Genomic DNA, 26,735 nt, shown 5'->3' with positions numbered 1-26,735 from the left:
GGGCTATTGTCGTTGGACTGGATGACTGTTGTGCAATTGCCAGGCGCGCGCCCTCTCGGCCGGCAGGGGGGGCGCCACAAGGTATCCCTGCATCATGCCGCAGCCCAGCTCGCGCAAAAGCGCCAATTGGGCAGGTGTTTCCACGCCTTCCGCCACGATGTCCAGGTGCAGGCTGTGGCCCATCTGCACGATGGCGGTGACGATGGCCGTGTCGTCCTCGCTATCGGGGACGTCGGCGATGAAGGAGCGGTCTATCTTGAGCTGGTTGATCGGGTGGCGGCGCAGGTAGGCCAGCGAGGAGTAGCCGGTGCCGAAGTCGTCGATGGCCAGGCCCACGCCCAGGGCCTGCAGCGCCTGCAAGGTGTCCTGCACCTGCCCGCTGGTGTGCATCAGCGTGGACTCGGTCAGCTCGATGTGCAGCCAGCGCGCCTCCAGCCCCGTTTCCTCCAGCACCTGTGCCACCTCGCGCGCCATGTCGCGCTGGCGGAATTCCAACGCCGAGAGGTTCACGGACAGCGGCACCGGCGCCAGGCCCTCGTCCTGCCACTGGCGCGCCTGGCGGCAGGCCTCGCGCAGCACCCAGTGGTCTATGGCCGAGATCAGGCCGCGCGCCTCGGCAAAGCCGATGAACTCGCCGGGCAGCACCAGGCCGCGCTGCGGGTGGCGCCAGCGCACCAGCGCCTCGAAGCCCGCCAGCCGGCCATCGGCCGTGAAGGTCTGGGGCTGGTAGTACAGCTCGAACTCGCCGCGCTCCAGCGCGCCGCGCAACTGCTGCTCCTGCATCAGCATCTGGGCCTGGGTGGCCTGGCCGTCCTGGGCGGGTGCATAGAACTGCAGGTTGCGCCGGCCGCTGTCCTTGGCCATGTGCATGGCGCTTTCGGCGCGGTTGAGCAGCTCTTCGGCGTTTTTCCCGTCGCCGGGGTACATGGCGATGCCCATGCACGGCGAGATCACCAGCGGCGTGCCATCGATGGCGCAGGGCGCCTCGATGATGCGCTGCAGGTGGCTGGCCTGTGTCTCGGTTTCCTGCGGATCGGGATCATCGGTGAGCACGACCACGAACTCGTCGCCGCCCACGCGCGCCACCAGATCGTGGGCGCGCACGCTGCCGCGCAGGCGCTGGGCGACCTCGCACAGCAGCAGGTCGCCGGCCTGGTGGCCCAGCGAGTCGTTGATGGTCTTGAAATGGTCCAGGTCGATGAGGAGCACGGCCAGCGTGCGCTGCTTGACCGAAGCCAGCGACAGCGCCTGGCGCAGCATCTGGATCAGGCGCACGCGGTTGGGCAGCTGCGTGAGCTGGTCGTGCTGGGCCAGGAAGTCCATGCGCTCCTGCGCCAGCTGGCGCAGCGTGATGTCGCGCACCAGCACGATGCGGTAGGGCCCGCCCTCGGCCGGCATGGTCTTGGCCTCGATCTCCACGGGGATGCGGTGGCCGTCCTTGTGCTGGATGGCGCCGTCGAAGCGGTCCTCGCGGCCGCTGCGCATGTACTGCAGTGCGTAGAGGCGGAATTCGGGGCAGATGTAGTCGAGGATGGGGCGGCCGGTCAGCTCGTCCAGCGTGTAGCCGGCCAGGCGGGACAGGGCCTCGTTGCCGTCGATGATCAGGCCGTCGCGGTGCATGACGATGGCCTCGGTCGTGACCTCGGTGAACTTGCGCATGCGCTCTTCGCTGTCGCGCACCTTCTGCGCCACATGGTGGTGGTGGCTCACGTCGGTGATCTGCACCACGGCGCCCTGCAGCTGCCCGTGCTCGAAGTGCGGCATCAGCAGCGATTCGATATGGCGAGGCGGTCCATCCGGCTGGGGCACCTCGCGCTCGTAGCGCACATGTTCGCCGCGCAGGCCGCGCTCCACATGCTCGGCGATGAGCTGCCACACGGCTTCGCCCACGATCTCGCGCACGGTCTTGCCGACCGCCTCGGCGGGCGTCAATCCGAAATTGCGTGCGTAGTTGATGTTGGCGAAGCGGCAGCGCAGCGTGCGCGCATCGAAGTAGGCCAGCATGGCCGGAGCCGTATCTGCTATCAGCCGCAACAGCGCATCGTCGGGCCCCGTGTCTTGCGCATCGATGTTCTCTGGCATGCGTCCCCCTCGCTGGGGATTTATAGCGGAATCGCCGAGATTTTGATAGCGCTCTTGTGCGAGGGTGAGCGGCCGCTGACGCGTGGGAGCGCGTGCGGCTGTCGGGCATCGGGGGCCGCCATGGCGGCCTGTCTTTTTTTTGCAGCGCCGCATCACGTGCGGCGCGGCTTCTTTACTTGAGCAGGTCCTGCACCTGGCCCAGTGCAGCCTGGGCGCACTTGTCGTCCAGATGGCCGCCGGGCGCGCCGCCGATGCCCACGGCGCCGATCACCTCGTTGCCCACCTTCACCGGCAGGCCGCCGCCCAGCAGCAGGTAGCCGGGAATGTTCACCAGGTTGGCGGCGCCGGGGTTCTTCTGCGCGCCTTCCATGATGGCCAGCGTGCTGTTCTTGGCCGATGCGGCCGTATAGGCCTTCAGGCGGCTGGCCTCCAGCGTGTGGGGGCCGGCATTGTCGGCGCGCTGCACGGCGCGCACGGTGCCGGCACGGTCCACCACGGTGGCGGTGACGGCATAGCCGTCGGCGGCGCAGGCGGCCACGCTGCGTGCGGCGATCTGGTTGGCCAGCTCCAGCGACATGTTCTTTTCCGTGCGCACGGCCTCGGCCTGGGCGGCGGTGGTGATCAGGCCCAGCGTCAGGGCAGCGAGGGTGGCGAGCTTGGTGGCGTGGCGTTGCATGGTCTTCTCCTTGGGGGTCAGTACGGCCCGGGCCACACGCCCGGACGGCATGCATGCACTGTAGAAAATGCCGCCGCCGCGCACCATTCGGACGGCTACGCGCGGCGCTGCGTAGAAATACGGAGAAGCCAGGCGCGCTGCTGGGCGAGGAGGTGGCGCTTCAGGCGCCTGCCGCCGTGTCTGCCAGGCTGGCGTAGCGGCGTATGAGCTGGGCCAGGCTGGGCGCCTCCAGCTTGGCGAAGAGGTTGGCCCGGTGCGTTTCCACCGTGCGCGGCGACAGCTCCAGGCTGCGGCCTATCTCCTTGTTGGTCAGGCCCTGCACGATCAGCGCCAGCACCTCGCGCTCGCGCGCCGAGAGCTGGGCGAAGCGCTGCTGCGCATCGCGGTCGGCCTGCTGGCGTTCGCGCGACTGCACATGCTGGCGCACGGCGCCTTGCAGCGCGTCGATCAGCACCTCGTCATCCACGGGCTTTTCCAGGAACTCGGCCGCGCCGGCCTTGAAGGCGCGCCGGCACATGTCCACCGTGCCATGGCCGGTGAGCATGATCACGGGCTGGTCCACGCCCTGCTCCACCAGCCGGCCCAGCAGGGCCAGTCCGCCGATGCCGGGCATGCGCACGTCCATCACGATGGCGCCTATGCCCTGGCGGTCCAGCCCTTCGAGAAAGGCCAGCGGATCGGCCCAGCACTGCACGCGCAGGCCCACGGTGCCGATCAGCAGGGCCAGGCTGTCGCGCACGGCCTCGTCGTCATCGACCAGATGGATCAGCGGGGACAGGTCTTGGGCAGGCGCGGCGGTCATGGGTTCGGTGGTGGTGGTGTGGATGCGGTGGGGGCGGCGCGTGCCGTGGATGCATTGGCGCATGCACTGGCGCACGCCGCAGGCAGCAGCAGCTCGAAGCGGGCTCCGCTGCCCGGTCCCGAGGCGGCCAGCTCCAGGCTGCCGCCCATGGATTCGGCCAGGCTCTGGCTCAACGTCAGGCCCAGGCCCAGCCCCTGGGCGCGGCCCGTGGCAAACGGGGTGAACAGGCGCTGGCGCATCTCGGGCACCACGCCGGGTCCGCTGTCCTGCACCGCCACCAGCAGGCGGGTGTCGCGTCGTTCCAGTTCCACCCGCAGATGGCGTGTTGCGGGCGGCTGCTCTTGCATGGCCTGCAGCGCATTGACCAGCAGGTTGTGCAGTATCTGCTGCACGGCCACGGGGTCGGCCTGGGCGGCGGGCAGATCGGCGGCCTGCACTTTCATCTGCACCTTGACCTGGACCTGGCGGCGCCGCAGCTCGGGCTCCAGCAGATAAAGCGCTTCGGCAACGGCCTGGTTCAGATCCAGCGGCTCGGCCTGGGGCGCAAGCCCCGGTTGCTCCACCAGGCGACGCAGCCGGCCTACCACGGCGGACGCGCGTTTGGCCTGCTCGGCCGCCTGCGTCATGGCCTGGCGGGCGGCGTCCATCTCGGGCGGGTCCTCGGCCAGCAGGCGGCGCGCGGCCTGGCTGTTGGACAGCACGGCCGTCAGCGGCTGGTTCAGCTCATGCGCCATGCCGGCGGCCAGTTCGCCCAGCGTATTGAGCCGCGCCACCTGGCCCAGCTGCAGCAACTGCTCGGCGCGGCGGCGGGCCACGCGCTGGCGCAGCAGGGCGCGCAGCGCTGCCACGGCCAGCGCGCAGCCCAGGGCCCAGCCCAGCATGGCCGTCCAGGGCAGCACCGAGGCGTCCAGCGGCTGGCGCAGGTACAGCACCAGCGGCTGGCTGGGCGAGGCCAGGGTCTTGCTCACCTCCCAGGACCATGTGTTCCAGCCTGGCGAGCCGGTGCTGCCGGGCTGGATCAGGAATTCCTGCCCGCCCAGGGCCAGCCAGGCGCGCACCGGGCTGGTGGCCGGTGGCATGGGCCATTCGTCGGCGGGAATGGTGGCGCGCAGGTCCAGCAGCAATGCATAGCTGGCCGGCAGCCCGGCCTGCACCAGGTACAGGCGGCCCCGGGTGAGATCGGCCAGGGCCAGTTCGGCATGGCCGCTGGCCTGGGAGCGGCGCTCGGCCTCGGCCATGCCGTGCGGCCAGGGCGCGGGCCAGGACTCGCCTGCGGCGGCCGAGCGGCGCGCCACATCCAGCACCTGCGGATACAGGCGCGGCAACTGCTTCCATGAGGCCTGGTCTGGCGCGGGCTGGCGGGGCTGCAGCAGCGCCAGCGTGCCCAGGATGGCGTCGTGCTGCACCATGCGCTGGCTCAGCAGCCGGTGGGCAATGCGGGCATCGGTATCGAAGACCTCGCGCAGCGACTGCAGGCGCCCATGCGCCAGCCAGGCCGCGCCGCAGCCTGCGGCCACGGCCCAGGCCAGCACCCACCCCGCTGATCGCTGCCATCCATTCATGGCGCGGATTCTGGCATGCGGCCCGCGCAGGCAGTGGTCTAATCCGCAGCACCCCCACCTATCGCAGCGCAGCATGGCCGAGTCCACTCCATCTACCGCCAACGCACCCGACTGGATGGCGCCGCACAGCCTGCTGCGCATCTCGGTCGTTGTGGCACTGCTGACCATCGTGCTCAAGACCCTGGCCTGGTGGCTCACGGGTTCGGTGGGCCTGCTGTCGGACGCGCTCGAATCCTTCGTCAACCTGGCCGGTGCCGTGTTCGCGCTGACCATGGTCACCATCGCCAAGCGGCCGGCCGACACCGATCATCCCTATGGCCACCACAAGGCCGAGTACTTCTCTGCGGGCTTCGAGGGCATCCTGGTCATCGGCGCCAGCCTGGCCATCGCCTGGGCGGCGCTGGCGCGGCTGTGGAACCCGCAGCCGCTTGAGCAACTGGGCTGGGGCCTGGCGCTGTCCGTGGTCAGCTCGGCCCTCAACGGCCTGCTGGCCGTGGCCATGCTGCGTTCGGCGCGCCAGCACCGCTCCATGGCGCTGGAGGGGGATGCCCGCCACCTGCTCACCGATGTCTGGACCTCGGCCGGCGTCGTCATCGGCCTGATCGGCGCATCGCTCACGGGCTGGCTGTGGCTGGACGCGGCCGTGGCCATAGGCGTGGCGCTCAACATCTGCGTGCAGGGCGCGCAACTGGTCTGGCAATCTTCCCAGGGCCTGATGGACCAGGCGCTGGACGCGCCCGAGCGCCTGCGCATCGACGCCGTTCTGGACCGCCACGCGCACCGCGAGCAGGGTGTGGTCTTTGACAACATCTCCAGCCGGCGCGCCGGCGAGCGCAGCTTTGCCGACCTGCACATGCATGTGCCCGGCGACTGGAGCGTGGCCCGCGCCGCCCGGCTGCGCACCGAGATCGAGGCCGAACTTCTGCAGGCCGTGCCCGGCCTGTATGCGCGCATCGAGCTGCTGCCCCTGGGCATGCAGACCGCCATGGAAGCCGCCATCGAGGCGGCAGGCCAGGCGGACACTCCTTCCCCATCCACCGACAAGAACCCGAACCCCGAACAATGATCAGCATCCTGCAGCGCGTGAAACAGGCGCGCGTGGAAATCGACGGCCAGGTCGCCGGCAGCATAGGACCCGGCCTGCTGGCCCTGGTCTGCGCAGAGCGCGGCGACACCGAGGCCGAAGCCGACAAGCTGCTGGCCAAGATGCTCAAGCTGCGCATCTTTGCCGACGACGCGGGCAAGATGAACCGCAGCGTGCAGGACCTGGACGGGCAGGGCGCCTGCGGCGGCCTGCTCATCGTCAGCCAGTTCACGCTGGCGGCCGACACCGGCGGCGGCAACCGCCCCAGCTTCACGCGCGCCGCGCCACCGGCCGAGGGCGAGCGCCTGTACGACTACATCGTCCAGCGGGCGCGCGCCCTGCACCCGGAAGTCGCCACGGGCCGCTTCGGGGCCGACATGCAGGTGCACCTGCTCAACGACGGGCCCGTGACCATTCCGCTGTCGATAGCCCCGGCCGCGGCCGCATAGCTGCCGCAGACCTGCTGTTCTGGGGCGGATTCTGGCGCGATCTGCGAGCACGTCCTGGCCGGAGAAGGGCTGCAAAGCCCGTATTCTTGCGGCCTCAGCATTCATCGACAGACCGACGACCATGAAGAACCATCCGTTCAAAGCCTCCACCCTGGCCCTTGCCATGAGCATGGCCCTGGCGTGGAGCGGCGCGGCCGGCGCCGACACCCTCAGGAAGCCCGCGCTGGACGCCCTGGCCCAGGCGCAGCCGGCACCCACCGACTTCGCCAGCTTCCTGAAGCAGGCCGCAGCCGCGCAGCCTGCCATCGCCCAGGCCGTGCAGCGCCATGCCGCAGGCGCCGCGCTCACGGGGGATGAACTCAACCACATCGCCCGCCTGCTGGGCCTGTACACGCGGCTCACGCAGGAGCAGGCGGTGCTGGCCAGCATCGAGCGCATGGTCGCCCTGCCCACGGTGCGCGATGCCAAGGTGCCGCCGCACGAAAGCCCGGCCATCCTGGCCTTCGGCGAACTGGTGCAGCAGATGGCCAGGGACTTCGGCCTGCAGTACCGCAACGTGGACAACCGCATCTTCGAAGTCACCCTGCCTGCGACCACCGCGAACACCGCGAACGCGGGTGCCGATGAATTCGGCATCCTCACCCATGCAGACGTCGTCCCCGTCGTTCCCGCCGAATGGGTGCTGGACGGCCAGGCCATCGACCCCTTCAAGGTCACGCGCGTGGGCGACAAGCTCTACGGGCGCGGCACCATCGACGACAAGGGCTCCATCGCCACCGTGCTGTTTGCCATGAAGGCCGTCAAGGACAGCGGCCTGCCCCTGTCGCGCGGCATACGGCTCATGATCGAGACCACCGAGGAAACCGGCGGCGACGCCATGAAGTACTACCAGGGCAAGACCACGCTGCCTGCCTACAACATCGTGCTGGACAGCAAGTACCCCGCCGTCGTCGCGGAAAAAGGCTCGGGCGCGCTCAAGGCCGTATTCGACGACGTGAAGGCCGACCCCGCCCAGCCCGCCATCACCGCCATGGCCGGCGCCGCCTCGGCCAACGCCATTGCGCAGACCGCCACCGCCACCATCACGGCCGGCGACGAAGCCGCCATCGAAGCCATCGCCGCACGCCTGCAGGCGGCCAAGGGTGACTTCACCACCAGCTATGCAGGGCAGGGCGGGCCGTTCACCATCGACATCCAGCGCAGCGGCACTGCAGCCACCATCAAGGTCACGGGCACCTCGGCCCACGGCTCGCGCCCTGAGGAAGGCGTCAACCCCGTGCCGCGCCTGACGCTGTTCTTGCAGCAGGTGCTCATGCCCACCGATGGCGTGGCCCTGGTCCAGTCCAATGCCTACAGCAACGCCCTGCGCTACATCAACGGCGCCTTCGGCCTCGACTACTTCGGCAAGCAGCTGGGCGTTGCCTATGCCGACGACTTCATGGGCCCGCTGACCCTGTCGCCCAACCTCATCAAGGCGGCAGACGGCAAGCTGGAAGTCACCACCAACGTGCGCATGCCGCGCGGCAAGACGCCCGAGCAACTGCGCACCGAAGTCGAGCAACGCATCACCCGCTGGAGCGCGGCCGCCAAGGTCCCCCTGACCCTGCAATACACCCAGGGCAACTGGATGGCGCGCGACCCCAAGGGCGCCTGGCTGTCCACCCTGCTCAACATCTTCGGCGACACCACGGGCCTGGACGCCAAACCCGTGCCCACGGCCGGCAGCACCACGGCCAAGCTCATGCCCAACGCCATCAACTTCGGCCCCGCCATGCCCGGCAAGAAGTACACGGCGCACAACGCGCTCGAATACAAGGAACTGCCGGACCTGCGCGCTGACATGCAGATGTTCACGGAAATGCTGGTGCGCATCGGGAATCTGAAGCAGATGCAGTGACACTCTCCGGCTATTGAAATGCGAAAGCGCCTTGTGAAAGCAAGGCGCTTTTTTTCATCCACTTCCGCCCAGTCATTCGACACATGAAAGCCGACTGCCCTGGATGCGGCAGAGGCCTGCCTGCATTCAGCCCTCCGGGCCATGCTCCGCGTATTCCACAAAGGACGGTGCTTCATCAAACAGTTGCAAGAGCAGTTTCAGGCGCCGGGCGTAGAGACTATGTGGACGATTGAAGGCCTGGGCGGCCAGGGCGATGGCTGCGCGGGCGAGGTACCACTCGTTGTCGAATTCGCTGGCGTCCTCGAATACCTTGTGCCGAATTTGCCGGATGTGGTTCAGCGCCAGGTCTGCGGCCAGGTCCACCTCTACATCCGCGTCATGCCAGTCCATGTCGGCACAGCGTGTTTCGATCAGAGCAACCAGCCCCATCTCTGCGCGGGCAATGGACAGGGCGATCATTTGCTGCATGGTTGGCCAGGCAGCGGTGTCTACTGGGTGCGACTGCTTGGACGCGGCATCCATGTCGGTAACTCCTCCCGATTCGGTATTGGGGCGTGGCGAGCCACTCTGAATCTATTAGATATCTGTGATTGATTGATGTCAAATAGATTCTTTGTCATGAATCTTTCTGATGTCCAGAATCTGGCGGATGACTGACAAGCAAGTGCCGTCCTACCCGTTGCGTATGCCTGTGGAGCTGCGTGAAAAGCTCACCCTCGTTGCCAAGAACAACAATCGCAGCGTGAACGCAGAAATCATTGCGAGGCTGGAGAGCAGCCTTGACGCAACCGGCGCCAAAGCAGACTTTGGAAAGGATGTGGCCGTTCGGTCCGCGATGGCGGCGTCGCTTGCGGATGTGGCCGTTTTGACGCTGACCCAGGATGATTCATGGAAAGAGGACGTCGCACGCAGGGTTGCTGAAAGCCTGCGTGCAATGCCATTGGTGTCTGCTGAGACAGCACCGGTGGATGCACAGCCGCCAAAGAATAGGCCGCGGCCAAGGAAAGCCTGAGCAGCGGCCCTTCTTCAAAAGCCCCGCCTCACTGCCTCCAGAAAAACACCCCCGCCATCACCAGCCCCGTCAGCACGATGCCCGCGCGCAGCCATTCGGGCGGGATGCGGCGCGCCAGGCGGGCGCCGCCGTAGCCGCCTGCGGTGGCGGCAATCATCATGACCAGGGCCTGTTCCCACTGCACGACGCCGCCGGCCGCATAGATGGCGACGGCAATGGCCGTGAGCAGGGCGGAGACCAGGTTCTTCATGCCGTTCATGGCGTGCAGCCTGGTCTGGCCCAGCAGGCCGAACAGGGCCAGCAGCAGGATGCCCAGGCCGCCGTTGAAGTAGCCGCCGTAGATGGCCACGGCCAGCATGCCGGCGCCGGCCTTCAGGGGCGATGCATGGGCGGCATGCTCGGCGCTGCCGCGTGATGCCATGCGCCTGAGCTGGGGCGCGAAGGCGAACATGGCGGTGGCTGCCAGCAGCAGCCAGGGGACGACCTTGCGGAACAGGTGGTCGGGCGTGACCAGCAGCAGGGCCGCGCCCAGCGAGCCGCCGATGAGCGACAGCACGATGACGCCGCGCATGCCCAGGCCGGGCGGCGGCTCCATGTCCTGGCGAAAGCCCCAGGCACCGGCCATGTAGCCGGGCAGCAGGGCGACGGTGCCGGTGGCGTTGGCGGCCACGGGCGGCACGCCGGTGAAGACCAGGGCGGGCAGGGTGAGGAAGCTGCCGCCCCCGGCAACGGCATTGAGCGCGCCGGCCACGAAGGCGGCGCTCATGAGCAGTGCGATGTCCCACATGGGTGTTGTCTCCTCCTGGGGCCAGGCATCGGCAGGCCGCCGTGGCCTTGCGCGGCCAGGCCGGTGTTATAGGTCGAGGCCGATCTTAGTGCCGGTCCATCGGCCGGGCTGTCGCACCGGCATGGCGGCGGGGTCAGGGCTGCTTTGCGCAAAAGGACAGGATCGCGCTGGCGTGGTGGCCGCCTGGCGACTAGGGCGGCTCCACCCCCGGGCCGGGCAGGCCCAGCGTGGCGCGCAGCAGGGCGACGCGTGGGTTGGCGACGGCGCTGCGGTAGATCAGCGCCACGGGGCCCATGGAGATGGCGGGTGTGACATGCACCCTGCGCACCCCCAGCGACCGGGGCGAGGCCTGCAGCGTGGAGTCGGGTACGGCGCTGAGCCCCAGGCCGGCCCGGACCAGTTGCAGGTTGGTGAAGGGGCTGGTGGATTCGATGACGGGCGTGGGCGCGATCACGCCTTCGCGGCGGAACACCTCTTCCATCATGCGGCGCAGCATGGAGCTGCGCGTGGGCAGGATCCATCGCTGGCGCGCCAGCTCCTCCCAGCGGTTGCTGCGCGCGTGGCCTGCAGGGTGGTCCGGCGGGGCGATGACGGTGAAGCCGGTGTCGAACAGTTTTTCGTAGCGCAGCGGCTGGCCTGCAGCCTCGGGCAGCTCGGTGGGGTAGCTGGTGATGAGGGCATCGAGCTGGCCGTCCAGCAGGCATTGCACAAGCAGAGGCACACGTTCTTCCTTGAGCTGTACACGCACATGGGGCTGCTGTGCGGCCAGGTCCGCCAGTACGCCGGGCAGGTAGCCCTGTGCCACGAAGGGCGGGGTGCCGATGCGCAGCAAGGTGATGGCGGGTTGCTGGGCGGTCTCGCTGCCCAGATGGCGCAGCTCGGCCAGCAGCATGGCCGCGCCGCGGATGGCGATCTCGCCCTGGGCCGTGGGTTCGAGCCCGCGCGCATTGCGCAGGAACAGCGTCACGCCGAAGGCCGCCTCGATCTCGCCCAGGGCCTTGCTCAGCGCGGGCTGGGTCAAATGCATGAGGCCGGCGGCGGCGCGCAGGCTGCCTCCCTGGTGCAGGGCCAGCAGGAGCTGCAGGTGCTTGAAGCGCAGCCGCGACAGCAGGCGTTGCGGGTCGAAGTCGTGCATGTTCCCGGGGGTGGAGTGATTACCGGAGGTTTGCCATCCATCCAAACATATCACTATTGGAAATGGACCTGCCGTTCTATCGTGACCCCACGACGACAAGCGACAAGGAGACAGGACCATGGACAGACGCGTCTTTCTGGCAGGCAGCCTGGCGGCTGCCGCGCTTCCGCTGGTGCGGGCCAGCGATTTTCCGAGCCGGCCGGTGCGGGTGATTTCCCCGTATGCGGCGGGCGGGGGGCCTGATGTGCAATTGCGCCAGGCCGGCCCGGTGCTGGGGGAGATCCTGGGGCAGTCCATCGTGATCGAGAACAAGGTGGGTGCGGCCGGCGTGCTGGCCGCGCAGTATGTGGCGCAGCAGCCCGCCGATGGCTACACCTGCCTGATGGGCTCCAACACTCACCTGATCCAGAAGCTGCTGCAGCCGGGCCTGCGCTTCGACCCCATCGGCGACTTCACGCCCGTCAGCAACCTGGCCTCGTCGCCCACGGTGCTGGTGGTGCGTGCCGATGCGCCCTGGCGCACGGCCCGGGAGCTGATCGCGGGGCTGAAGGCACAGCCGGCGCAGGCCAACTACGGCTCGGGCGGCATAGGCACTTCGGCCCATCTGGCGGGCGCCACGCTGGCCTCGCTGGCGGGCCTGCAGGTCACGCACATACCGCTCAAGGGATCGGTGGAGATTGCGGCATCGCTGATCCGCGGCGATACGCAGTATGCGTTTCCGGTGGCGGGCACCGGCATTCCCCAGGTGCAGGGCGGCAAGCTGCGGGCCCTGGCGGTGACCAGCCGCAAGCGCCTGGCGCAGCTGCCCGAGGTGCCCACGCTGCAGGAGGTGCTGGGCAGCGAGCTGGCGGTGCAGGAGTCCTGGTTCGGGCTGTGGGCTCCGGCCAGGACGCCCCCTGCCGTGGTCGAGCGCCTGCACGCCGCCGTGCGCCAGGCCGCCGCCCAGCCAGCGCTGCGCGCCTCGTTCGAGGCTGTCGGCAACGAGGCCACGGCCAGCGCTTCGCCGCAGGCCTTCGCTGATTTCGTGCGCAGCGAGAACCGCAAGTGGGCCGCCATCATCGAGCTGGCCGGCATCACCGCCAACAGTTGAACCAGGGAAAGGCAAGACGGGTATGGACAAGCCGCTGCAAGGAGTGCGCGTCATCGACATGTCGCATGTGATCGCGGGGCCGCTGGCCTCGCACTACCTGGCCCAGCTCGGGGCCGAGGTCATCAAGGTCGAGCCCACGCGTGGCGAGGTCATGCGCAACAGCCGGGCGCCCGGCGAGCCCGGGGGTGGCATGCCTTCAGGCTTCGTGGCGCTCAATGCGGGAAAGCGTTCGCTGGCGGTGGACATCCGCCAGCCCGAGGGCGCGGACATCGTGCGTGCCCTGGCGCGCACGGCCGATGTGTTCATCGAGAACTTCCGCCCCGGCGTGGTGGCGCGCCACGGCCTGGGCTACGAGGACATCCGGGCGGTGCGTCCCGACGTGGTGTATTGCTCCATCTCGGGCTTTGGCCAGCAGGGCGAGTGGGCCGGGCGGGGCGCCTATGACCATGTGGTGCAGGCGCTCACGGGCATGATGATGATGGCGGGGGGCGACGAGGAAGCGCCGCCCGTGAAGGTAGGCTTTCCCGTGATCGACGTGGCGGTGGGCATGCTGGGGGCGCTGTCGGTCACGGCGGCCCTGCACCAGCGCAACGCCTGGGCGCCTGGCGAGCGGCGCAGCCAGCACATCGATGCCTCCATGCTGCAGGCCTCGCTGATGCTGATGTACCCGCATGCCTGTACCTATCTCACCCATGGCGTGGAGCCGCGGCGCGTGGGCAACCGGGGCTATACGGGGAGCCCGGCGGCCGACACCTACCGTTGCGCCGACGGCTGGCTGTCCACGGCCGCCAACACGCCGCAGCAGTTTCGCAGGCTCGCCAGCGTGCTGGAGCTCGATGCCCTATGCGAGGACGCCACGCTGCTGGACCTCGATGCCTTCAACGCGCCCGAGGGCGGCTTTGTTGCCGCGCGCGATGCGTCCGCGCTGCAGCGGCTGCAGGCATGTCTGGCCGAGGCCTTCGCCGCACGCAGCGCACGGGACATGGAAGCCCGGCTCAACGCCGTGGGCGTGCCTGCGGCCAGGGTGCGGCGCCTGGGCGAATTCCTGGGCGAGGCCCGCGCCGCCGGCACCGTGTCACCTGTGAGCTATGGCGCCGGCGGCGCTGCGGTGGACACTCCGGGGCTGGGGTTCCGGTGGATGGATGCCGAGCCCCTGCCGGGTGCGCCGGCCCCCGCCCTGGGCGATGGCAATCTCGCGCTGCTGCGTGAGCTGGGGATGGCGGATGAGGCCATCGTCCGCCTGTGCCGCAGCGGCGTGCTGGGCGCGCCGCAGTCCTGATTGCCTTTGGATTCCTTTGCCACTGCCTTGCTGGAGACCCCATGTTCAAAGCCTTGCTGCTGACCCAACCCGTACCACGTGAAACCCGTGCCGAGTGTGTGGAGCTGGACGAAGCCAGCCTGCCTGCCGGCGCGGTGCGCGTGGCCGTCTCGCATTCCACTCTCAACTACAAGGATGCACTGGCCATCACGGGGCGCTCGCCCGTGGTGCGCCAGTTCCCCATGGTGCCGGGCATCGACCTGGCCGGCACGGTGCTGGACAGCGAGGACGCGCGTTTCCAGCCCGGCGATGCCGTGCTGCTCAACGGCTGGGGCGTGGGCGAGACCCACTGGGGCGGGCTCGCCCAGCAGGCGCGCGTGAACGGCGACTGGCTGATCCGCCGGCCCGAGGCCTTCAGCGCACGGGATGCCATGGCCATAGGCACGGCCGGCTATACGGCCATGCTGTGCGTGATGGCGCTGCAGGCGCATGGCATCACGCCTTCCAGCGGCCCGGTGCTGGTGACGGGGGCCAATGGCGGCGTGGGCAGCATTGCCGTGGCCCTGCTGTCGCGCCTGGGTTTCGAGGTGCATGCCGGCACCGGGCGGCCCGAACAGGCCGAGCACCTGAAGGCGCTGGGCGCGGCGCGGATCGTGGAGCGCAGCAGCCTGGATGCGCCCGGCAAGCCGCTGCAAAAGGAGGTCTGGGCGGCGGCCGTGGACAGCGTGGGCAGCCATACGCTGGCCAATGTGTGCGCCAGCCTGCGCTACGGCGGCTGCGTGGCGGCCTGCGGACTGGCGCAGGGGCTGGACCTGCCGGCTTCCGTGGCACCGTTCATTCTGCGCGGCGTGTCGCTGCTGGGCATCGACAGCGTCTATGCGCCGCAGGCGCGGCGCGAGCAGGCCTGGGCGCGGCTGGCTGCCGAACTGCCGCGCGAGGTGCTGGAGCGCAATACCGAAGAGGCGGGCCTGGCCGATGCGGTTGCGCTGGCGCCCAGGCTGCTTGCCGGCCAGGTGCGCGGCCGGGTCGTCATCGATACGGCGCGCTGAGGCCCGCGCGGGCCCTACTTGGCGTAGGGGTCGGCAAAGCCCAGCTCGACCATGATCTCGGTCTCGTAGGCTTCCATTTCCTCGGCGTCCTGCTCGCTGGTTTCATGGTCCCAGCCCTGGGCATGCAGCGTGCCATGCACCAGCAGGTGGGCGTAGTGCTCCTCCAGCGTCTTGTTCTGCTCGCGCGCCTCGCGCTCGACCACGGGGGCGCACAGCACCAGGTCGGCCATGGCCGTGGGCTCCTGCTGGTAGTCGAAGGTCAGGACGTTGGTGGCGTAGTCCTTTTGCCGGTACTCGCGGTTGAGCTGCTGGCCTTCCTCGGCGTCGACGATGCGTACGGTGATTTCGGCATCGACGGCCAGGGCGTGGCGTATCCAGCGCGTGACCTTGCTGCGGGACAGCACGGCGCGGTGGACGGGCGCCTCGGCAAAGCGCGCGAATTGCAGGGACAGTTGCAGTTGGTTCAGGGACATGGGGAAGTGCGTGGGCGTGAGCTTGTGCTTTGGAGCGCCCGTAGGCGGGCGTCTGCTGTGGCTGTCTGGATCAATGCGCTGCAAGGCGCGGTGCGGCACGGCGTGCCGGGGCCTGGCCGCGTGCGTCGTAGGCGTCCACGATGCGGGCCACCAGCGGGTGGCGCACCACGTCGGCGCTGGTGAAGTGGTTGATGGCGATGCCCTTGACGCGCTTCAAGACGCGCTCGGCATCGATCAGGCCGCTCAGGGCACCCTTGGGCAGGTCGATCTGGCTGACGTCGCCCGTGACCACGGCGCGGGCGCCGAAGCCGATGCGCGTGAGGAACATCTTCATCTGCTCGGGCGTGGTGTTCTGCGCCTCGTCCAGGATGACGAAGGCGTTGTTCAGCGTGCGCCCGCGCATGAAGGCCAGCGGCGCGATCTCCAGCACATTGCGCTCGAAGGCCTTTTGCACCTTCTCGTAGCCCATGAGGTCGTAGAGCGCGTCGTACAGCGGGCGCAGGTAGGGGTCGACCTTCTGCGTGAGGTCGCCGGGCAGGAAGCCCAGGCGCTCGCCCGCTTCCACGGCCGGGCGCGTGAGCACGATGCGCTGCACGGCGCTGCGCTCCAGCGCGTCCACGGCGCAGGCCACGGCCAGGTAGGTCTTGCCGGTGCCGGCCGGGCCGATGCCGAAGGTGATGTCGTGGCGGGCGATGTTCTCCAGGTAGGCCGACTGGTTGGCCGTGCGCGCGCGCAGGTCGGGGCGGCGCGTGGACAGCTGGATGGCGTCCTGGGGCTGCTCGATGAGTTCGGTGTCACCGGCCAGCATCAGTTGCAGGGAGTCGTCCAGGATAGGGTCGTCGGCCATCTCGTAGAGGGCCTGCAGCAGCTCCAGTGCGTCGTTGGCCTTGGCCTTGGGGCCGTCGATCTTGAATTGCTCGTGGCGGTGGGCGATCTTGACGCCCATTGCGATCTCGATGGTGCGCAGGTGCGCGTCGGCCGGGCCGCAGACGTGGCTCAACCGGTTGTTGTCGTGGGGTGTGAAGGTGTGGCGCAGGATCACGCGGATAATTCCAGAGATTCCGGGCGGCGGCCAGCGCGAGGGCGTGGTGCCATACCCTGTGAATGGGCCGGCGTTCGGTTGCGGACGGGCATGAAAAGCCGCCCCCAGGGCGGCAAAGGACACCAATGATAGGCAAATTGACAGGAACGCTGCTGGAAAAAAACCCGCCCGAGGTGCTGGTGGACTGCGGCGGCGTGGGCTACGAGGTGCAGGTGCCCATGAGCACCTTCTACAACCTGCCCGCCAGTGGGGCCAAGGTCAGCCTGCTGACGCACTTCGTGGTGCGCGAGGATGCGCAGCTTCTGTACGGCTTTGGCACGCACAGCGAGCGCCAGGCGTTCCGTGAGCTGATCAAGATCACCGGCATCGGCCCGCGCATGGCGCTGTCGGTGCTCAGCGGCATGAGCGTGGAGGACCTGGCCCAGGCCGTGACGCTGCAGGAGGTGGGCCGCCTGATCAAGGTGCCGGGCATCGGCAAGAAGACGGCCGAGCGCCTGCTGCTGGAGCTCAAGGGCAAGATCGGCGCCGATACGGGCGCGCAGTCGCTGTTCGTGAACAACGACCAGAACGACATCGTGCAGGCGCTGATGGCGCTGGGCTATTCCGACAAGGATGCGGCCGCCGCGCTCAAGAAGCTGCCGCCCGACGTGGGCGTGACCGAAGGCATCAAGCTGGCGCTGAAGGCGCTGGCCAAGTGAGCGGCGCATGAGCATCCATACCGACGATTTCGGGCAGGGCGGCTTCCCGCCAGACAAGGCACCGGACAAGCCGCGCATGATTTCGGCCGCGCCGGTCTCGCGCGGGGAAGAGGCCATGGAGCGCGCGCTGCGCCCCAAGCTGCTGCAGGAGTACGTGGGCCAGGCCAAGGCGCGCGAGCAGCTGGAGATCTTCATCGGCGCGGCCCGAAAGCGCAATGAGGCGCTGGACCATGTGCTGCTGTTCGGCCCGCCGGGCCTGGGCAAGACCACGCTGTCGCACATCATCGCGGCCGAGCTGGGCGTGAACCTGCGCCAGACCAGCGGCCCCGTGCTGGAAAAGCCCAAGGACCTGGCGGCGCTGCTGACCAACCTCGAAGCCAACGATGTGCTGTTCATCGACGAGATCCACCGCCTGTCGCCCGTGGTCGAGGAAATCCTCTACCCGGCGCTGGAGGACTACCAGATCGACATCATGATCGGCGAGGGGCCGGCGGCGCGCTCCATCAAGCTGGACCTGCAGCCGTTCACGCTGGTGGGCGCCACCACGCGCGCGGGCATGCTGACCAATCCGCTGCGCGACCGCTTCGGCATCGTGGCGCGGCTGGAGTTCTATACGGCCGAGGAGCTGGCGCGCATCGTGCGGCGCAGTGCAGGCCTGTTGAACGCGCCGATTGACGACGAGGGCGCCTTCGAGATCGCGCGCCGCTCGCGCGGCACGCCACGCATTGCCAACCGCCTGCTGCGCCGCGTGCGCGACTATGCCGATGTGCGCGGCGACGGCAGCATCACGCGCGAGCTGGCCGACCGTGCGCTGGCCATGCTCGATGTCGATCCCCAGGGCTTCGACATCATGGACCGCAAGCTGCTGGAGGCCGTGGTGCACCGCTTCGACGGCGGCCCCGTGGGCCTGGACAACATCGCGGCCAGCATCGGCGAGGAGGCGGGCACCATCGAGGACGTGATCGAGCCCTACCTGATCCAGCAGGGCTTTTTGCAGCGCACGCCGCGCGGGCGCATGGCGACCCAGGCGGCGTACCGCCACCTGGGCCTTCCCGTGCCGGGCGACGACGCCAGCTGACGACGGCTCATTCCTCCGTGCCGGCGTTCCAGAAGGCCTGCAGCACGCCGGGCAGGGCCTCGATGGCGGCGATCACGCGGTCCAGCTCGTCGGAGTCCACCGAGGTGGCGTAGAGCATGGCCTCGATCTCCGTGTCCTGCGGGCCGAAGGCATGGGTTTCCACGCCGCGCACGGGGTAGCTGGCGTTCTCCAGCAGCTCCAGCATCTGCTCGCGCACATCGCCCTGGGCGCCGCGGTGGCAGATGGCGTAGACGTAGTAGGTCGATTCCGTGGATTCGTCATCCACCGGGCGGCGGTTGATGCGGTTGACCACGGGGCGCAGCAAGGTATTGCTGGCCAGCACGAACAGCGTGGCCAGGCCGGCCTCGGCCACCAGGCTGGCGCCCGCGCAGGCGCCCACGGCGGCCGAGCCCCACAGCGTGGCCGCTGTGTTCAGCCCGGTGATGTTGGCCCCTTCCTTCATGATGGCGCCCGCGCCCAGGAAGCCCACGCCCGAGACCACGTAGGCCACCACGCGCGTGGCGCCCTCGGCCCCGCCCAGGCGCACGGCCAGGTCCACGAAGACGGCCGCGCCCACGGCGACCAGGGTGTTGGTGCGCAACCCCGCCGTGCGCTGGCGCACCTGGCGCTCCAGGCCGATGAGGGCGCCGAACACGAAGGCCGTGGTCAGGCTGACGAAGGTGTCCAGCATGGCGCCGGGGTTGAGGTTCTGCAGGGCCTGCATGGGGTTCCGGGCTTTCCTGGTGAATGGGTTGAAGGGTGCGTCACTGCCAGCCGTAGCGGCGGATGTAGACGCGCTTGAGCAGCGTGGCCAGGCAAGCGTAGCCCAGCAATATGGCAATCATCCACGGGAAGTAGGCCGCCGGTAGCGCCTGCAGCTTGAAGTAGCCGGCCAGCGGCCCCATCGGCAGGAAGATGCCGGCCGCCATCACGGCCGCCGTGGCCAGCAGCAGCGGCCAGGACGGGCGGCTTTGCAGGAAGGGGATCTTGGGCGTGCGGATCATGTGCACGATCAGCGTCTGCGTGAGCAGCCCGATGACGAACCAGCCCGACTGGAACAGCGTCTGCTGCTCGGGCGTGTTGGCGGCGAAGACGAACCACATCAGCGCGAAGGTCAGGATGTCGAACAGCGAGCTGATGGGCCCGCAGAACACCATGAAGCGGCCCAGGTCGGCCGGGTTCCAGCGCAGCGGCTGGCGCACCAGTTCGTCGTCCACGTTGTCGAAGGGGATGGCGATCTGCGAGAGGTCGTACAGCAGGTTCTGCACCAGCAGGTGCAGCGGCAGCATGGGCAGGAAGGGGATGAAGGCCGAGGCCACCATCACCGAGAACACGTTGCCGAAGTTGGAGCTGGCCGTCATGCGGATGTACTTCAGCATGTTGCTGAAGGTGCGCCGGCCCTCGATCACGCCCTGCTCCAGCACCATCAGGCTTTTCTCCAGCAGGATGATGTCGGCCGCTTCCTTGGCGATGTCCACGGCGCTGTCCACGCTGATGCCGATGTCGGCCGCGCGCAGGGCCGGGGCGTCGTTGATGCCGTCGCCCATGAAGCCGGTGATGTGGCCGTTGGCGCGTAGCGCATGCACGATGCGCTCCTTGTGCAGCGGCGTGAGCCGGGCGAACAGCTGGTGCCGCTCCACCGTCTGGCGCAGCATCTCGTCGTTCATGTGCTCGATCTGCGTGCCCAGGATGATGTGGTCTGCGGGCAGCCCCACATCGCGGCAGACCTTGGCGGCTACCAGTTCGTTGTCGCCGGTCAGCAGCTTGACGGCCACGCCGTGCGCGGCCAGGGCGGCCAGCGCCTCGGCCGTGGTTTCCTTTGGTGGGTCCAGGAAGGCGATGTAGCCGATCAGGGTCAGCTCCGACTCGTCGGCCACGCCGTAGTCGCTCTTGTGCGGCGGCACTTCCTTCATGGCCACGGCGACCACGCGCAGGCCCTCGCGGTTGAGTTCGCGCGTCACGCGGCGCACGCGGGCCAGTTGCTCCTCGTCCAGCGGGCGCGTGCCGTCGCCTTCGCGCAGGCGGGTGCAGGCGCCCAGGATTTCCTCGACCGCGCCTTTGCAGATCAGCTCGTGGTGGTGGTTGCGTTCGGCCACCACCACGGACATGCGGCGGCGCTCGAAGTCGAAGGGGATTTCATCGACCTTGCGGTAGTCCTCGGCCAGGCGCATCTGGGTGTGCAGCTCCACGTGTTCCAGCACGGCATGGTCGAGCAGGTTCTTCAGGCCGGTCTGGTAGTGGCTGTTGAGGTAGGCGAAGCGCAGCGTCTCATCGCAGGGCTGGCCGAAGGCGTCGGTGTGGCGCTCCAGCACGATGCGGTCCTGGGTCAGCGTGCCGGTCTTGTCGGTGCACAGCACGTCCATGGCACCGAAGTTCTGGATGGCGTCCAGCCGCTTGACCACGACCTTGCGGCGCGACAGCACCACGGCGCCCTTGGCCAGGGTGGAGGTCACGATCATGGGCAGCATCTCGGGCGTCAGGCCCACGGCCACGGACAGCGCGAACAGGAAGGCCTCGGCCCAGTCGCCCTTGGTGTAGCCGTTGATGAACAGCACCACGGGCACCATCACCGCCGCAAAGCGGATCAGCAGCCAGCTGACGCTGTTGACCCCGGTCTCGAAGGCCGTGGGCGCGCGGTCGTTGGAAGTCACCCGCGTTGCAATGGTGCCGAAATAGCTGCGGTTGCCCGTGGCCAGCACCACGGCCAGCGCCGTGCCCGAGACCACGTTGGTGCCCATGAACAGCAGGTTGCTGGCATCCAGCACGCCGGTGCCATTCGATGCACTGGCGTCGGCGCGCTTTTCCACGGGCAGGGATTCGCCGGTCATGGCGGACTGGCTCACGAACAGGTCCTTGGCGCTGAGCACGCGGCAGTCGGCAGGGATCATGTCCCCGGCCGACAGCACCACGAAGTCGCCGGGCACGACCTCGCGCAGCGGCACCTCGTAGCGGCGCGCCTGCTGGCCGAAGCCGCTGTGCGGGGCGTCTGCGGAGTCGGCATCTGCCGGCGCCGTGGGGCCGCCATTGCGGCGCAGCACCGTGGCCGTGCTGCTGACCATGGCCTTGAGCCGCGCGGCGGCGCGGTTGGAGCGGCCTTCCTGCACAAAGCGCAGCAGCGTGGACAGCAGCACCATGGAGGCGATGACGACCGTGGCCTTCATGTCCTCCGTGGCGTAGGAGACCACGGCCAGCAGCGTCAGCAGCAGGTTGAAGGGATTGCGGTAGCAGTACCACAGGTGCAGCCAGCCGGGCAGCGGCTTTTCGTGCTCGACCTCGTTGGGGCCCAAACGCGTGAGCGCGGCGCGGGCCTGCTCCCGGGTCAGGCCGTCCTCGCTGGAGCCGGTGCGCGCCAGCACGGCGGCAATGTCATCGCGCGAGGCGCGCAGCAGCTCGCGTGTGAGGGTTGGCGAAACCGAGCGCGAGTGGTGCACGGCCGTGCCCGAGGGCAGGGCATTGCGCCGGAACAGTCCCAGGGCGTGGCGGCTGCGCAGAAACGCCTGGAACAGGTGCTTGAGGCTTTTCATGGTGACCTCCCTGACGGCTCAGGCCTGGCTCGAACGAAGGGTGGCGCGCAGCCAGTGCCAGTTGCGCTGGCAGGCGCACAGCAGGCGGCGGCGCAGCGGCGGGCGGGTCACGGTGGCCGACTGCAGCCATTGGCGCCGGGCATGGGCAGGCAGGTGGCGGTAGACCTCGGCGCGCTCCTGCGCCGCCAGCAGGGACAGAACGTCGGCCTGCTGGCGCTGCGTGAGCGCCACGAGGGCGTGGGCGAAGAGATCGGGGCCGTGTTGCTGCAGCAGGGCGTGCAGTTGCCCGGTATGGCGTGCCGCAATGGCGGCTTGCAGGGCAAGTTGCAGGGTGCTGGCGCGGGAGGTGTGGCTGGCGCGCGCGGAGACGGGTGCTGTGGCGGGCGTGGTTGCCGGCGTGGTGCGCAGCGCGGTGATGACGTGTTGCATGGCGGGCTTTTTTCGTTGCGGCCGAAAGAAGCCCGGCACCTATCCGTCAATGGACGTGCGCGGGTCTCCCGGCCGGGGCCTTGGGAAGGTGCGGAAGGGCCGCAGGCATGTGCGGCCGGACCGTATCGGAGGGGTCAGGGCAAGATCGACTCGGATCGGGGTCCATGGGGGAACTCCTTTCTGACGATGGGGCGGACAAGGCTGCGGCGCGCGTTCAGCGCGGCTGCAGGCTCAGAAAGCTGCGGATGCGGTGCGTGGGCCAGTGGGTCTGCAGGTCCAGGTGCATGGCGTGCTCCATGGCCGAAGGGGCCTGGGCTTGCATCTGTGCCTGTGCCTTGGCCTGCATTGCTGCCTGGGAGGCAGCCACGCGCGTGCCGGTGGCGCCGGGGCAGGGCGCGGCAGTGGCAGGCTGCAGGCGTTGCATTGCGGGGCGGACGAACGGTGTGGACATGGCTTTCTCCTTGGCGAACCAGGAAGACCGCCGTAGGCAGGGCCGTCAAGCAGCGTGGGCCGGGCGCTGCTCGATGGCAGCCACACGGGCACGCGGTCAGTGATCAACAGCTATTGGAATCTTCGGTGCAGGAGCGGCGTGCCTGATGCATGCCAAGCGCAACTGCAGCGCCGGGCGGCGCGAAGATCCAAGGGGAAACGCAGCAATGGATGGAAGCCGACCGACATGGCCGCTCCCATCACAGGAGTCGGTCAGTCAGCCAGCAGCGAAGCCATTGCGGCGCGCTGTTTGTCACTGGTTGAACTGGCACTGTCCACGGAGGACTCCTGAAAATGCGATCCCTCGATTGTGCCTTGCGAGCTGCTTCGGGTCAACCCTGATGTCGATGCGCCACGGGCCAGCCAGCCCTGCACGATCAGCAGTTGCGCCGCGTAGTAGGTGGACAGCACGCCGGCTTGCGCGCCGTCGAAGGGCTGCACAAATCGGTTGATGGCCAGCAGCGAGTCGCTGGCCATGAAGAAGCAGGCACCCATGGCCACCTGCCAGGCCGCCTTGCTGCCCTGATGCCGCGCGCGGCCCAGGGCCTGCGCCGCCATCAGCGCAATGACCAGCACATAGGCGGCCACGGGCAGGCGCAGCGCGGCGGGCAGGCCGCCCTGCCAGAGCACGGCATACATGCCCGCGCCCAGGGCCAGCGTGGCGGCCAGCGAGGGCCGGTGTGCAAACCAGGGTGCGTCCTGGCGCAGCAGCACGATATAGGCCAGGTGGGCGAGCAGGAAGCTGGCAAGGCCCGGGATGAACAGATCGGGCAGCATCAGGAACACGTCGCCCGCCAGGGATGCCGCCAGTGCCGCGGCCAGCCAGCAGGCGCCGCGCGCGGGTTTCGCCAGTGCCGAGAAAGCCGTGCTGCCGCGCCACAGCTGCATGACGGCGATCAGCGCAAAGACCATGGTCAGCGGCTTGAACAGCCAGTGCCAGTGCAGCATGTCCAGCGCGGCGGTGGCGGTGGCCAGTGCGCCGGCCTCGACGGCCAGTGCCAGCCACAGGCTGATGCGCCCCTGCATGGCTGCGCCCAACGCCCATTGGCAAGCCAGCAGCACGGCAAACCACAGTGCATTGCGGGCCGTCGAGGACTGGTCGGCATGCCAGAGAAACAGCGACACCCCGGCGATCAGCGCCACGAACTGCAGGCCTGCAAACCAGCGCAGGCCGCGCTCCATCCCCGGTGCGTAGAGCACGCGGTGCGCGTCCAGGTCGAAGGCCGGCCTGGGAAAGCGCTGCGCCACATCGGCGGGGCGCCATCCGGGCGGCTTGAGCCAGACGCGCAGCTTGTCGCTCCAGCGCCGCGCATGCCAGCTGTCATGGATGAGTTGCCGGTACACCACGGCGTTGGCCCACAGCGGATCCCAGCTCTGCAGCAGGCCGCGCGTGCCGTAGACACAGGGGTCGCTGTCGTCCTCGGGCTTGAAGGTGCCGAACATGCGGTCCCAGACGATGAGGATGCCGCCGTAGTTCCTGTCCAGGTAGGCGTCGTTGACTGCGTGGTGCACGCGGTGGTTGCTGGGCGCGCAGAACCAGCGGTCGAACCAGCCCAGACGCCGAACCTGCTCGGTATGGACCCAGAACTGGTAGAGCAGGTCTATCAGTCCCACGATGGCAAACACCAGCGGCGGCACGCCGGCCAGCGCCATGGGCAGGTAGAACAGCCAGCCCAGCAGCGCGCCCGAGCTGGTCTGGCGCAGCGCCGTCGACAGGTTGTAGTCCTGGCTCTGGTGGTGCACGGCGTGGGCTGCCCACAGCACGGCCACCTCGTGGCCCATGCGGTGAAGCCAGTAGTAGCAAAAGTCGTAGAACAGCAGGGCCAGCAGCCAGCCGGGAATGCTGGTCCAGAAGGCATCGTTGCGCCACAGCGCCAGGTGCTCGAAGGCCAGCGTGTACAGGCCCACGCGCAGCAGCGTGGTGAAGACGGCGCTGGTCTGGCTGAGCATGCCCAGGCTGATGGAGCTGACGGCATCGGCCAGCCGGTAGGCATTGCGCCCGCGCCATAGGCTCACGCCCCATTCCAGCGCGATCAGCAGCAAAAAGGCAGGCGTGGCGAAGACAATGACTTGGCTGGGTGAGAGCATGGTCAGCCGATTCTGGGCATGGCGGCGGGGCAGCGCCTTAGGCGAGAACCCTAGGACACGGAATCACAAGGGTTGAAACGGATTGCAATAAATGGGGCTTCATGGCAAGCACGTGGCAGGAAAATTGCGCCCTATGGCAGAATCGCCCGCTTTCCACGCGCTGGACGTGCTTGCCCTGCAGGCCATCGCCAGCCCGCACCGCCTTTGCCGGCATGCGCCTTGCATGCCCAAGCCCCATGCCCTTGTCCCGCCGCTCCCTGCTATCGGCTGCCGCCTCACTGGCTGCGGCCCTTGCCGCTGCACCCGCCGCCCATGCCACGCCGGGCGCGGGCAAGCCCTGGCCGGCAGCCGGGCCCATCACCCTGATCGTGCCCTTTGGCGCGGGCAGCGATGTGGACGCCACGGCGCGGCTGATCGCCGAAAAGCTGGGTGCGCGGCTGCACCAGTCGGTGGTGGTGGACAACGTGCCGGCCTCAGGCGGCGTGCTGGGCGTGAGCAAGGTGGCGCGCTCGCATGCCGATGGCTACACGCTGCTGCTGGGCTTTGACGGGCCGGTGAGCATTGCGCAACTGGTGAACTCCTCCGTGCGCTATGACGCCGAGCGCGATCTGGCTCCCGTGGGCCTGACTTCGGTGGCGCCCATGGTGATCGTGGCCCGCCCTGGCCTGCCGGTGCACAACCTCAACGAGCTGATCAGCATGGCCCGCGCCCGGCCCGGCGCGCTGACCTATGCCACGCCGGGCGTGGGAACGGTGCTGCACCTGGCCATGGAACGGCTGCAGGAGCGCGCCCGCATCCGCCTGGTCCATGTGCCCTATCGCGGCGTGGCCCAGGTGACCAGCGAGGTCATGGGCGGCCAGGTCGATCTGGGCATTCTGATGACCACCGGCGCCACGCCGCTGGTGCAGCAGAAAAAGCTGGAAGGCGTGGGCGTGACCTCGGCACAGCGCATCGACGTGATTCCAGAGGTCATGAGCTTTGCGGAGGCGCCCGATCTCAAGGGCTTCGAGCTGGAAGCCTGGACCGGCCTGTTCGCCCCCGCCCGCACACCCGAACCCGTGGTCAGCCGCCTGGCCGCCGAACTGGCCGAGGTGCTGAAGCTGCCCGAGGTCCGCAAACGCCTGCAGGACAGTGGCGCCACGCCCGGCTCGGGCACGCCGGCCACGTTCGCCCAGTTCCTGAAGAAGGAAAAGGCGAGCTACACGCAGATCGTCAAGTCCGCCAATATCCAGGTGGAATGAGGGACTGCGCTGCAGTGCGGGCGTTCAGCTGAAAACCTCGTCGCGCGCACCGCCTTCCAGGTGCTGCACATCGCCCCAGCCGACCAGGCCCAGGCCCTGGGGCGTCCACAGCAGGCGGTTGATGGCCGCGTTGCCCAGCGCCCAGGTGCGTGGTGCCTGCACTTCCTGGTGCGTGGCCAGGCGGTAGAGCACATCCATCACGCCGCCATGCGCCACGATCACGATCTGCTCGCCGGGATGGCCACTGGCCAGCCGGTTCACCGTGGCCGAGATGCGGTCGCGCAGCATCAGCAGCGACTCGCCGCCGCCTGCGGGCACGAACTCGGGATCGCGCTTGCGCCAGCGCAGCGCATCCTCCGGGTGGGACGCCTCGATATCGTTGAAGGTCTGGCCCTCGAAGCTGCCGAAGCAGCGCTCGCGCAGGCCCTTGTCGGCCGTCAGCGTCGCCCCCGTGCTTGCGGCCACGGCCTCGGCCGTGACATAGGCACGCAGAAGGTCGCTGCTGTAGATGGCGGCCACCGGCTCGCCCGCCAGGGCCTTGCCGGCCTGGGCGGCCTGCCAAAGTCCCATGTCGTTCAGAGGAATGTCCAGATGGCCCTGGATGCGGGCGTCCACATTCCAGGCGGTTTCTCCGTGGCGGATGGCAATGATGCGCGTGGCTTGCATGAGGGGCTGGCGTGGGGAAGCTGCAAAAAGAGCAGGCATTGTCCTGCAAGCTGCGGGAGCCTGCATGGCCCAGGTGCGCAGGCCAAGTGGATCCTTGGCATAGTCAACTAAAAGGCGAAACTGG

25 protein-coding genes are annotated in these 26,735 nt (G+C 68.6%); 10 read left to right on the top strand and 15 right to left on the bottom strand.

Annotated features, from left to right (window positions below; translation table 11 throughout):
- Positions 1-3: 3 nt before the first annotated feature.
- The 4 genes from ACUTR7_RS05675 to ACUTR7_RS05660 all read right to left on the bottom strand — a co-directional run bounded on the left by ACUTR7_RS05675 (position 4) and on the right by ACUTR7_RS05660 (position 5,122).
- Positions 4-2,082: a putative bifunctional diguanylate cyclase/phosphodiesterase gene (locus ACUTR7_RS05675; RefSeq protein ID WP_034390137.1), complete on the bottom strand. Its 2,079-nt coding sequence runs from the start codon at positions 2,080-2,082 to the stop codon at positions 4-6.
- Positions 2,083-2,254: 172 nt separating this feature from the next.
- Complete coding sequence (locus ACUTR7_RS05670) at positions 2,255-2,758, bottom strand: GlcG/HbpS family heme-binding protein (RefSeq protein WP_170962090.1); 504 nt, start codon at positions 2,756-2,758, stop codon at positions 2,255-2,257.
- A 160-nt stretch (positions 2,759-2,918) separates the two neighbouring features.
- Entirely contained in the window at positions 2,919-3,560 is a 642-nt protein-coding gene (locus ACUTR7_RS05665) for a response regulator transcription factor (protein WP_013804314.1), read from the bottom strand.
- The gene (locus tag ACUTR7_RS05660) at positions 3,557-5,122 is read right to left on the bottom strand and encodes a sensor histidine kinase (protein ID WP_445608325.1); all 1,566 of its coding nucleotides are present in this window, start codon (positions 5,120-5,122) and stop codon (positions 3,557-3,559) included. The genes ACUTR7_RS05665 and ACUTR7_RS05660 overlap by 4 nt, the downstream gene beginning before the upstream one ends.
- 73 nt (positions 5,123-5,195) lie before the next feature.
- Here ACUTR7_RS05660 and ACUTR7_RS05655 point away from each other — a divergent pair, with 73 nt between their 5' ends.
- The 3 genes from ACUTR7_RS05655 (at position 5,196) to ACUTR7_RS05645 (ending at position 8,552) form a co-directional block, all read left to right on the top strand.
- A complete protein-coding gene (locus ACUTR7_RS05655) occupies positions 5,196-6,188 on the top strand; it encodes a cation diffusion facilitator family transporter (protein WP_207443717.1) in 993 nt (330 codons plus the stop codon).
- The gene (dtd, locus tag ACUTR7_RS05650; protein ID WP_141830508.1) at positions 6,185-6,655 is read left to right on the top strand and encodes a D-aminoacyl-tRNA deacylase; all 471 of its coding nucleotides are present in this window, start codon (positions 6,185-6,187) and stop codon (positions 6,653-6,655) included. The genes ACUTR7_RS05655 and dtd overlap by 4 nt, the downstream gene beginning before the upstream one ends.
- A gap of 121 nt (positions 6,656-6,776) precedes the next feature.
- Positions 6,777-8,552 carry a dipeptidase gene (locus ACUTR7_RS05645; protein ID WP_445608324.1) on the top strand — a complete coding sequence of 592 codons (1,776 nt, stop codon included), beginning with the start codon at positions 6,777-6,779 and terminating at the stop codon, positions 8,550-8,552.
- Positions 8,553-8,678: 126 nt separating this feature from the next.
- On the opposite strand, the gene ACUTR7_RS05640 is transcribed toward ACUTR7_RS05645, so the two are convergent.
- Positions 8,679-9,074 (bottom strand): hypothetical protein, encoded by a 396-nt coding sequence (locus ACUTR7_RS05640; RefSeq protein WP_445608323.1) that lies wholly within the window; start codon positions 9,072-9,074, stop codon positions 8,679-8,681.
- Positions 9,075-9,201: 127 nt separating this feature from the next.
- Between ACUTR7_RS05640 and ACUTR7_RS05635 the strand changes: the two genes are divergently transcribed.
- A complete protein-coding gene (locus tag ACUTR7_RS05635; RefSeq protein WP_445608322.1) occupies positions 9,202-9,564 on the top strand; it encodes an Arc family DNA-binding protein in 363 nt (120 codons plus the stop codon).
- 28 nt (positions 9,565-9,592) lie between these two features.
- Here ACUTR7_RS05635 and ACUTR7_RS05630 read toward each other — a convergent pair whose 3' ends face one another.
- Both ACUTR7_RS05630 and ACUTR7_RS05625 read right to left on the bottom strand, forming a co-directional pair.
- On the bottom strand, positions 9,593-10,351 hold the full coding sequence (locus ACUTR7_RS05630; protein WP_012203149.1) for a sulfite exporter TauE/SafE family protein: 759 nt from the start codon (positions 10,349-10,351) through the stop codon (positions 9,593-9,595).
- Between the two features lie 190 nt (positions 10,352-10,541).
- Positions 10,542-11,486, bottom strand: a complete 945-nt coding sequence (locus ACUTR7_RS05625) for a LysR family transcriptional regulator (protein WP_034390154.1) — start codon at positions 11,484-11,486, stop codon at positions 10,542-10,544.
- 118 nt (positions 11,487-11,604) lie between these two features.
- Here ACUTR7_RS05625 and ACUTR7_RS05620 point away from each other — a divergent pair, with 118 nt between their 5' ends.
- The 3 genes from ACUTR7_RS05620 to acuI are packed head-to-tail and all read left to right on the top strand — an operon-like array spanning position 11,605 to position 14,883.
- Complete coding sequence (locus tag ACUTR7_RS05620) at positions 11,605-12,576, top strand: tripartite tricarboxylate transporter substrate binding protein (protein WP_013804299.1); 972 nt, start codon at positions 11,605-11,607, stop codon at positions 12,574-12,576.
- 22 nt (positions 12,577-12,598) lie between these two features.
- Positions 12,599-13,855, top strand: coding sequence for a CaiB/BaiF CoA transferase family protein (locus tag ACUTR7_RS05615; protein WP_141830485.1), 1,257 nt, complete (start codon positions 12,599-12,601; stop codon positions 13,853-13,855).
- 41 nt (positions 13,856-13,896) lie between these two features.
- Positions 13,897-14,883, top strand: coding sequence for an acrylyl-CoA reductase (NADPH) (acuI, locus tag ACUTR7_RS05610; RefSeq protein WP_012203153.1), 987 nt, complete (start codon positions 13,897-13,899; stop codon positions 14,881-14,883).
- Positions 14,884-14,897: 14 nt separating this feature from the next.
- Here acuI and ybeY read toward each other — a convergent pair whose 3' ends face one another.
- Positions 14,898-15,356, bottom strand: a complete 459-nt coding sequence (gene ybeY, locus ACUTR7_RS05605; protein ID WP_012203154.1) for an rRNA maturation RNase YbeY — start codon at positions 15,354-15,356, stop codon at positions 14,898-14,900.
- Positions 15,357-15,426: 70 nt separating this feature from the next.
- Entirely contained in the window at positions 15,427-16,398 is a 972-nt protein-coding gene (locus tag ACUTR7_RS05600; protein WP_012203155.1) for a PhoH family protein, read from the bottom strand.
- Positions 16,399-16,523: 125 nt separating this feature from the next.
- On the opposite strand from ACUTR7_RS05600, the gene ruvA reads away from it, so the two are divergent.
- A complete protein-coding gene (gene ruvA, locus ACUTR7_RS05595; protein ID WP_333905052.1) occupies positions 16,524-17,096 on the top strand; it encodes a Holliday junction branch migration protein RuvA in 573 nt (190 codons plus the stop codon).
- A 7-nt stretch (positions 17,097-17,103) separates the two neighbouring features.
- Positions 17,104-18,174 carry a Holliday junction branch migration DNA helicase RuvB gene (gene ruvB / locus ACUTR7_RS05590; protein ID WP_043825727.1) on the top strand — a complete coding sequence of 357 codons (1,071 nt, stop codon included), beginning with the start codon at positions 17,104-17,106 and terminating at the stop codon, positions 18,172-18,174.
- 7 nt (positions 18,175-18,181) lie between these two features.
- Here ruvB and ACUTR7_RS05585 read toward each other — a convergent pair whose 3' ends face one another.
- The 5 genes from ACUTR7_RS05585 to ACUTR7_RS05565 all read right to left on the bottom strand — a co-directional run bounded on the left by ACUTR7_RS05585 (position 18,182) and on the right by ACUTR7_RS05565 (position 24,704).
- On the bottom strand, positions 18,182-18,898 hold the full coding sequence (locus ACUTR7_RS05585) for an MgtC/SapB family protein (protein WP_012203158.1): 717 nt from the start codon (positions 18,896-18,898) through the stop codon (positions 18,182-18,184).
- 40 nt (positions 18,899-18,938) lie between these two features.
- Positions 18,939-21,698 (bottom strand): magnesium-translocating P-type ATPase, encoded by a 2,760-nt coding sequence (gene mgtA / locus ACUTR7_RS05580; RefSeq protein WP_445608321.1) that lies wholly within the window; start codon positions 21,696-21,698, stop codon positions 18,939-18,941.
- An 18-nt stretch (positions 21,699-21,716) separates the two neighbouring features.
- Positions 21,717-22,127, bottom strand: coding sequence for a hypothetical protein (locus ACUTR7_RS05575; RefSeq protein ID WP_043780774.1), 411 nt, complete (start codon positions 22,125-22,127; stop codon positions 21,717-21,719).
- A 214-nt stretch (positions 22,128-22,341) separates the two neighbouring features.
- Entirely contained in the window at positions 22,342-22,578 is a 237-nt protein-coding gene (locus tag ACUTR7_RS05570; RefSeq protein ID WP_012203161.1) for a hypothetical protein, read from the bottom strand.
- A gap of 251 nt (positions 22,579-22,829) precedes the next feature.
- A complete protein-coding gene (locus ACUTR7_RS05565; protein ID WP_445608320.1) occupies positions 22,830-24,704 on the bottom strand; it encodes a lysoplasmalogenase family protein in 1,875 nt (624 codons plus the stop codon).
- 236 nt (positions 24,705-24,940) lie between these two features.
- Here ACUTR7_RS05565 and ACUTR7_RS05560 point away from each other — a divergent pair, with 236 nt between their 5' ends.
- The gene (locus ACUTR7_RS05560; RefSeq protein WP_445608319.1) at positions 24,941-25,945 is read left to right on the top strand and encodes a Bug family tripartite tricarboxylate transporter substrate binding protein; all 1,005 of its coding nucleotides are present in this window, start codon (positions 24,941-24,943) and stop codon (positions 25,943-25,945) included.
- 24 nt (positions 25,946-25,969) lie between these two features.
- Here the strand turns inward: ACUTR7_RS05560 and ACUTR7_RS05555 are convergent, their stop codons facing one another.
- Positions 25,970-26,611 carry a histidine phosphatase family protein gene (locus ACUTR7_RS05555; RefSeq protein ID WP_065345339.1) on the bottom strand — a complete coding sequence of 214 codons (642 nt, stop codon included), beginning with the start codon at positions 26,609-26,611 and terminating at the stop codon, positions 25,970-25,972.
- Positions 26,612-26,735 lie beyond the last annotated feature (124 nt).

This window comes from Delftia sp. NA_296.1, from assembly GCF_052692095.1.
This window is presented reverse-complemented; position numbering and strand designations above follow the sequence as displayed.

Excerpts from the sequence above, each read along its gene's own strand:
- ruvA (WP_333905052.1), top strand. The coding sequence starts at position 16,524 with ATGATAGGCAAATTGACAGGAACGCTGCTGGAAAAAAACCCGCCCGAG.
- ACUTR7_RS05560 (WP_445608319.1), top strand. The coding sequence starts at position 24,941 with ATGCCCTTGTCCCGCCGCTCCCTGCTATCGGCTGCCGCCTCACTGGCT.
- ruvB (WP_043825727.1), top strand. The coding sequence starts at position 17,104 with ATGAGCATCCATACCGACGATTTCGGGCAGGGCGGCTTCCCGCCAGAC.
- ACUTR7_RS05655 (WP_207443717.1), top strand. The coding sequence starts at position 5,196 with ATGGCCGAGTCCACTCCATCTACCGCCAACGCACCCGACTGGATGGCG.
- ACUTR7_RS05570 (WP_012203161.1), bottom strand. The coding sequence starts at position 22,578 with ATGTCCACACCGTTCGTCCGCCCCGCAATGCAACGCCTGCAGCCTGCC.
- mgtA (WP_445608321.1), bottom strand. The coding sequence starts at position 21,698 with ATGAAAAGCCTCAAGCACCTGTTCCAGGCGTTTCTGCGCAGCCGCCAC.
- ACUTR7_RS05575 (WP_043780774.1), bottom strand. The coding sequence starts at position 22,127 with ATGCAACACGTCATCACCGCGCTGCGCACCACGCCGGCAACCACGCCC.
- ACUTR7_RS05615 (WP_141830485.1), top strand. The coding sequence starts at position 12,599 with ATGGACAAGCCGCTGCAAGGAGTGCGCGTCATCGACATGTCGCATGTG.
- ACUTR7_RS05620 (WP_013804299.1), top strand. The coding sequence starts at position 11,605 with ATGGACAGACGCGTCTTTCTGGCAGGCAGCCTGGCGGCTGCCGCGCTT.
- ACUTR7_RS05670 (WP_170962090.1), bottom strand. The coding sequence starts at position 2,758 with ATGCAACGCCACGCCACCAAGCTCGCCACCCTCGCTGCCCTGACGCTG.
- ACUTR7_RS05640 (WP_445608323.1), bottom strand. The coding sequence starts at position 9,074 with ATGGATGCCGCGTCCAAGCAGTCGCACCCAGTAGACACCGCTGCCTGG.
- ACUTR7_RS05665 (WP_013804314.1), bottom strand. The coding sequence starts at position 3,560 with ATGACCGCCGCGCCTGCCCAAGACCTGTCCCCGCTGATCCATCTGGTC.
- acuI (WP_012203153.1), top strand. The coding sequence starts at position 13,897 with ATGTTCAAAGCCTTGCTGCTGACCCAACCCGTACCACGTGAAACCCGT.
- ACUTR7_RS05675 (WP_034390137.1), bottom strand. The coding sequence starts at position 2,082 with ATGCCAGAGAACATCGATGCGCAAGACACGGGGCCCGACGATGCGCTG.
- ACUTR7_RS05635 (WP_445608322.1), top strand. The coding sequence starts at position 9,202 with ATGACTGACAAGCAAGTGCCGTCCTACCCGTTGCGTATGCCTGTGGAG.
- ACUTR7_RS05645 (WP_445608324.1), top strand. The coding sequence starts at position 6,777 with ATGAAGAACCATCCGTTCAAAGCCTCCACCCTGGCCCTTGCCATGAGC.
- ACUTR7_RS05630 (WP_012203149.1), bottom strand. The coding sequence starts at position 10,351 with ATGTGGGACATCGCACTGCTCATGAGCGCCGCCTTCGTGGCCGGCGCG.
- ybeY (WP_012203154.1), bottom strand. The coding sequence starts at position 15,356 with ATGTCCCTGAACCAACTGCAACTGTCCCTGCAATTCGCGCGCTTTGCC.
- ACUTR7_RS05555 (WP_065345339.1), bottom strand. The coding sequence starts at position 26,611 with ATGCAAGCCACGCGCATCATTGCCATCCGCCACGGAGAAACCGCCTGG.
- ACUTR7_RS05660 (WP_445608325.1), bottom strand. The coding sequence starts at position 5,122 with ATGAATGGATGGCAGCGATCAGCGGGGTGGGTGCTGGCCTGGGCCGTG.
- dtd (WP_141830508.1), top strand. The coding sequence starts at position 6,185 with ATGATCAGCATCCTGCAGCGCGTGAAACAGGCGCGCGTGGAAATCGAC.
- ACUTR7_RS05585 (WP_012203158.1), bottom strand. The coding sequence starts at position 18,898 with ATGCAGGCCCTGCAGAACCTCAACCCCGGCGCCATGCTGGACACCTTC.
- ACUTR7_RS05565 (WP_445608320.1), bottom strand. The coding sequence starts at position 24,704 with ATGCTCTCACCCAGCCAAGTCATTGTCTTCGCCACGCCTGCCTTTTTG.
- ACUTR7_RS05625 (WP_034390154.1), bottom strand. The coding sequence starts at position 11,486 with ATGCACGACTTCGACCCGCAACGCCTGCTGTCGCGGCTGCGCTTCAAG.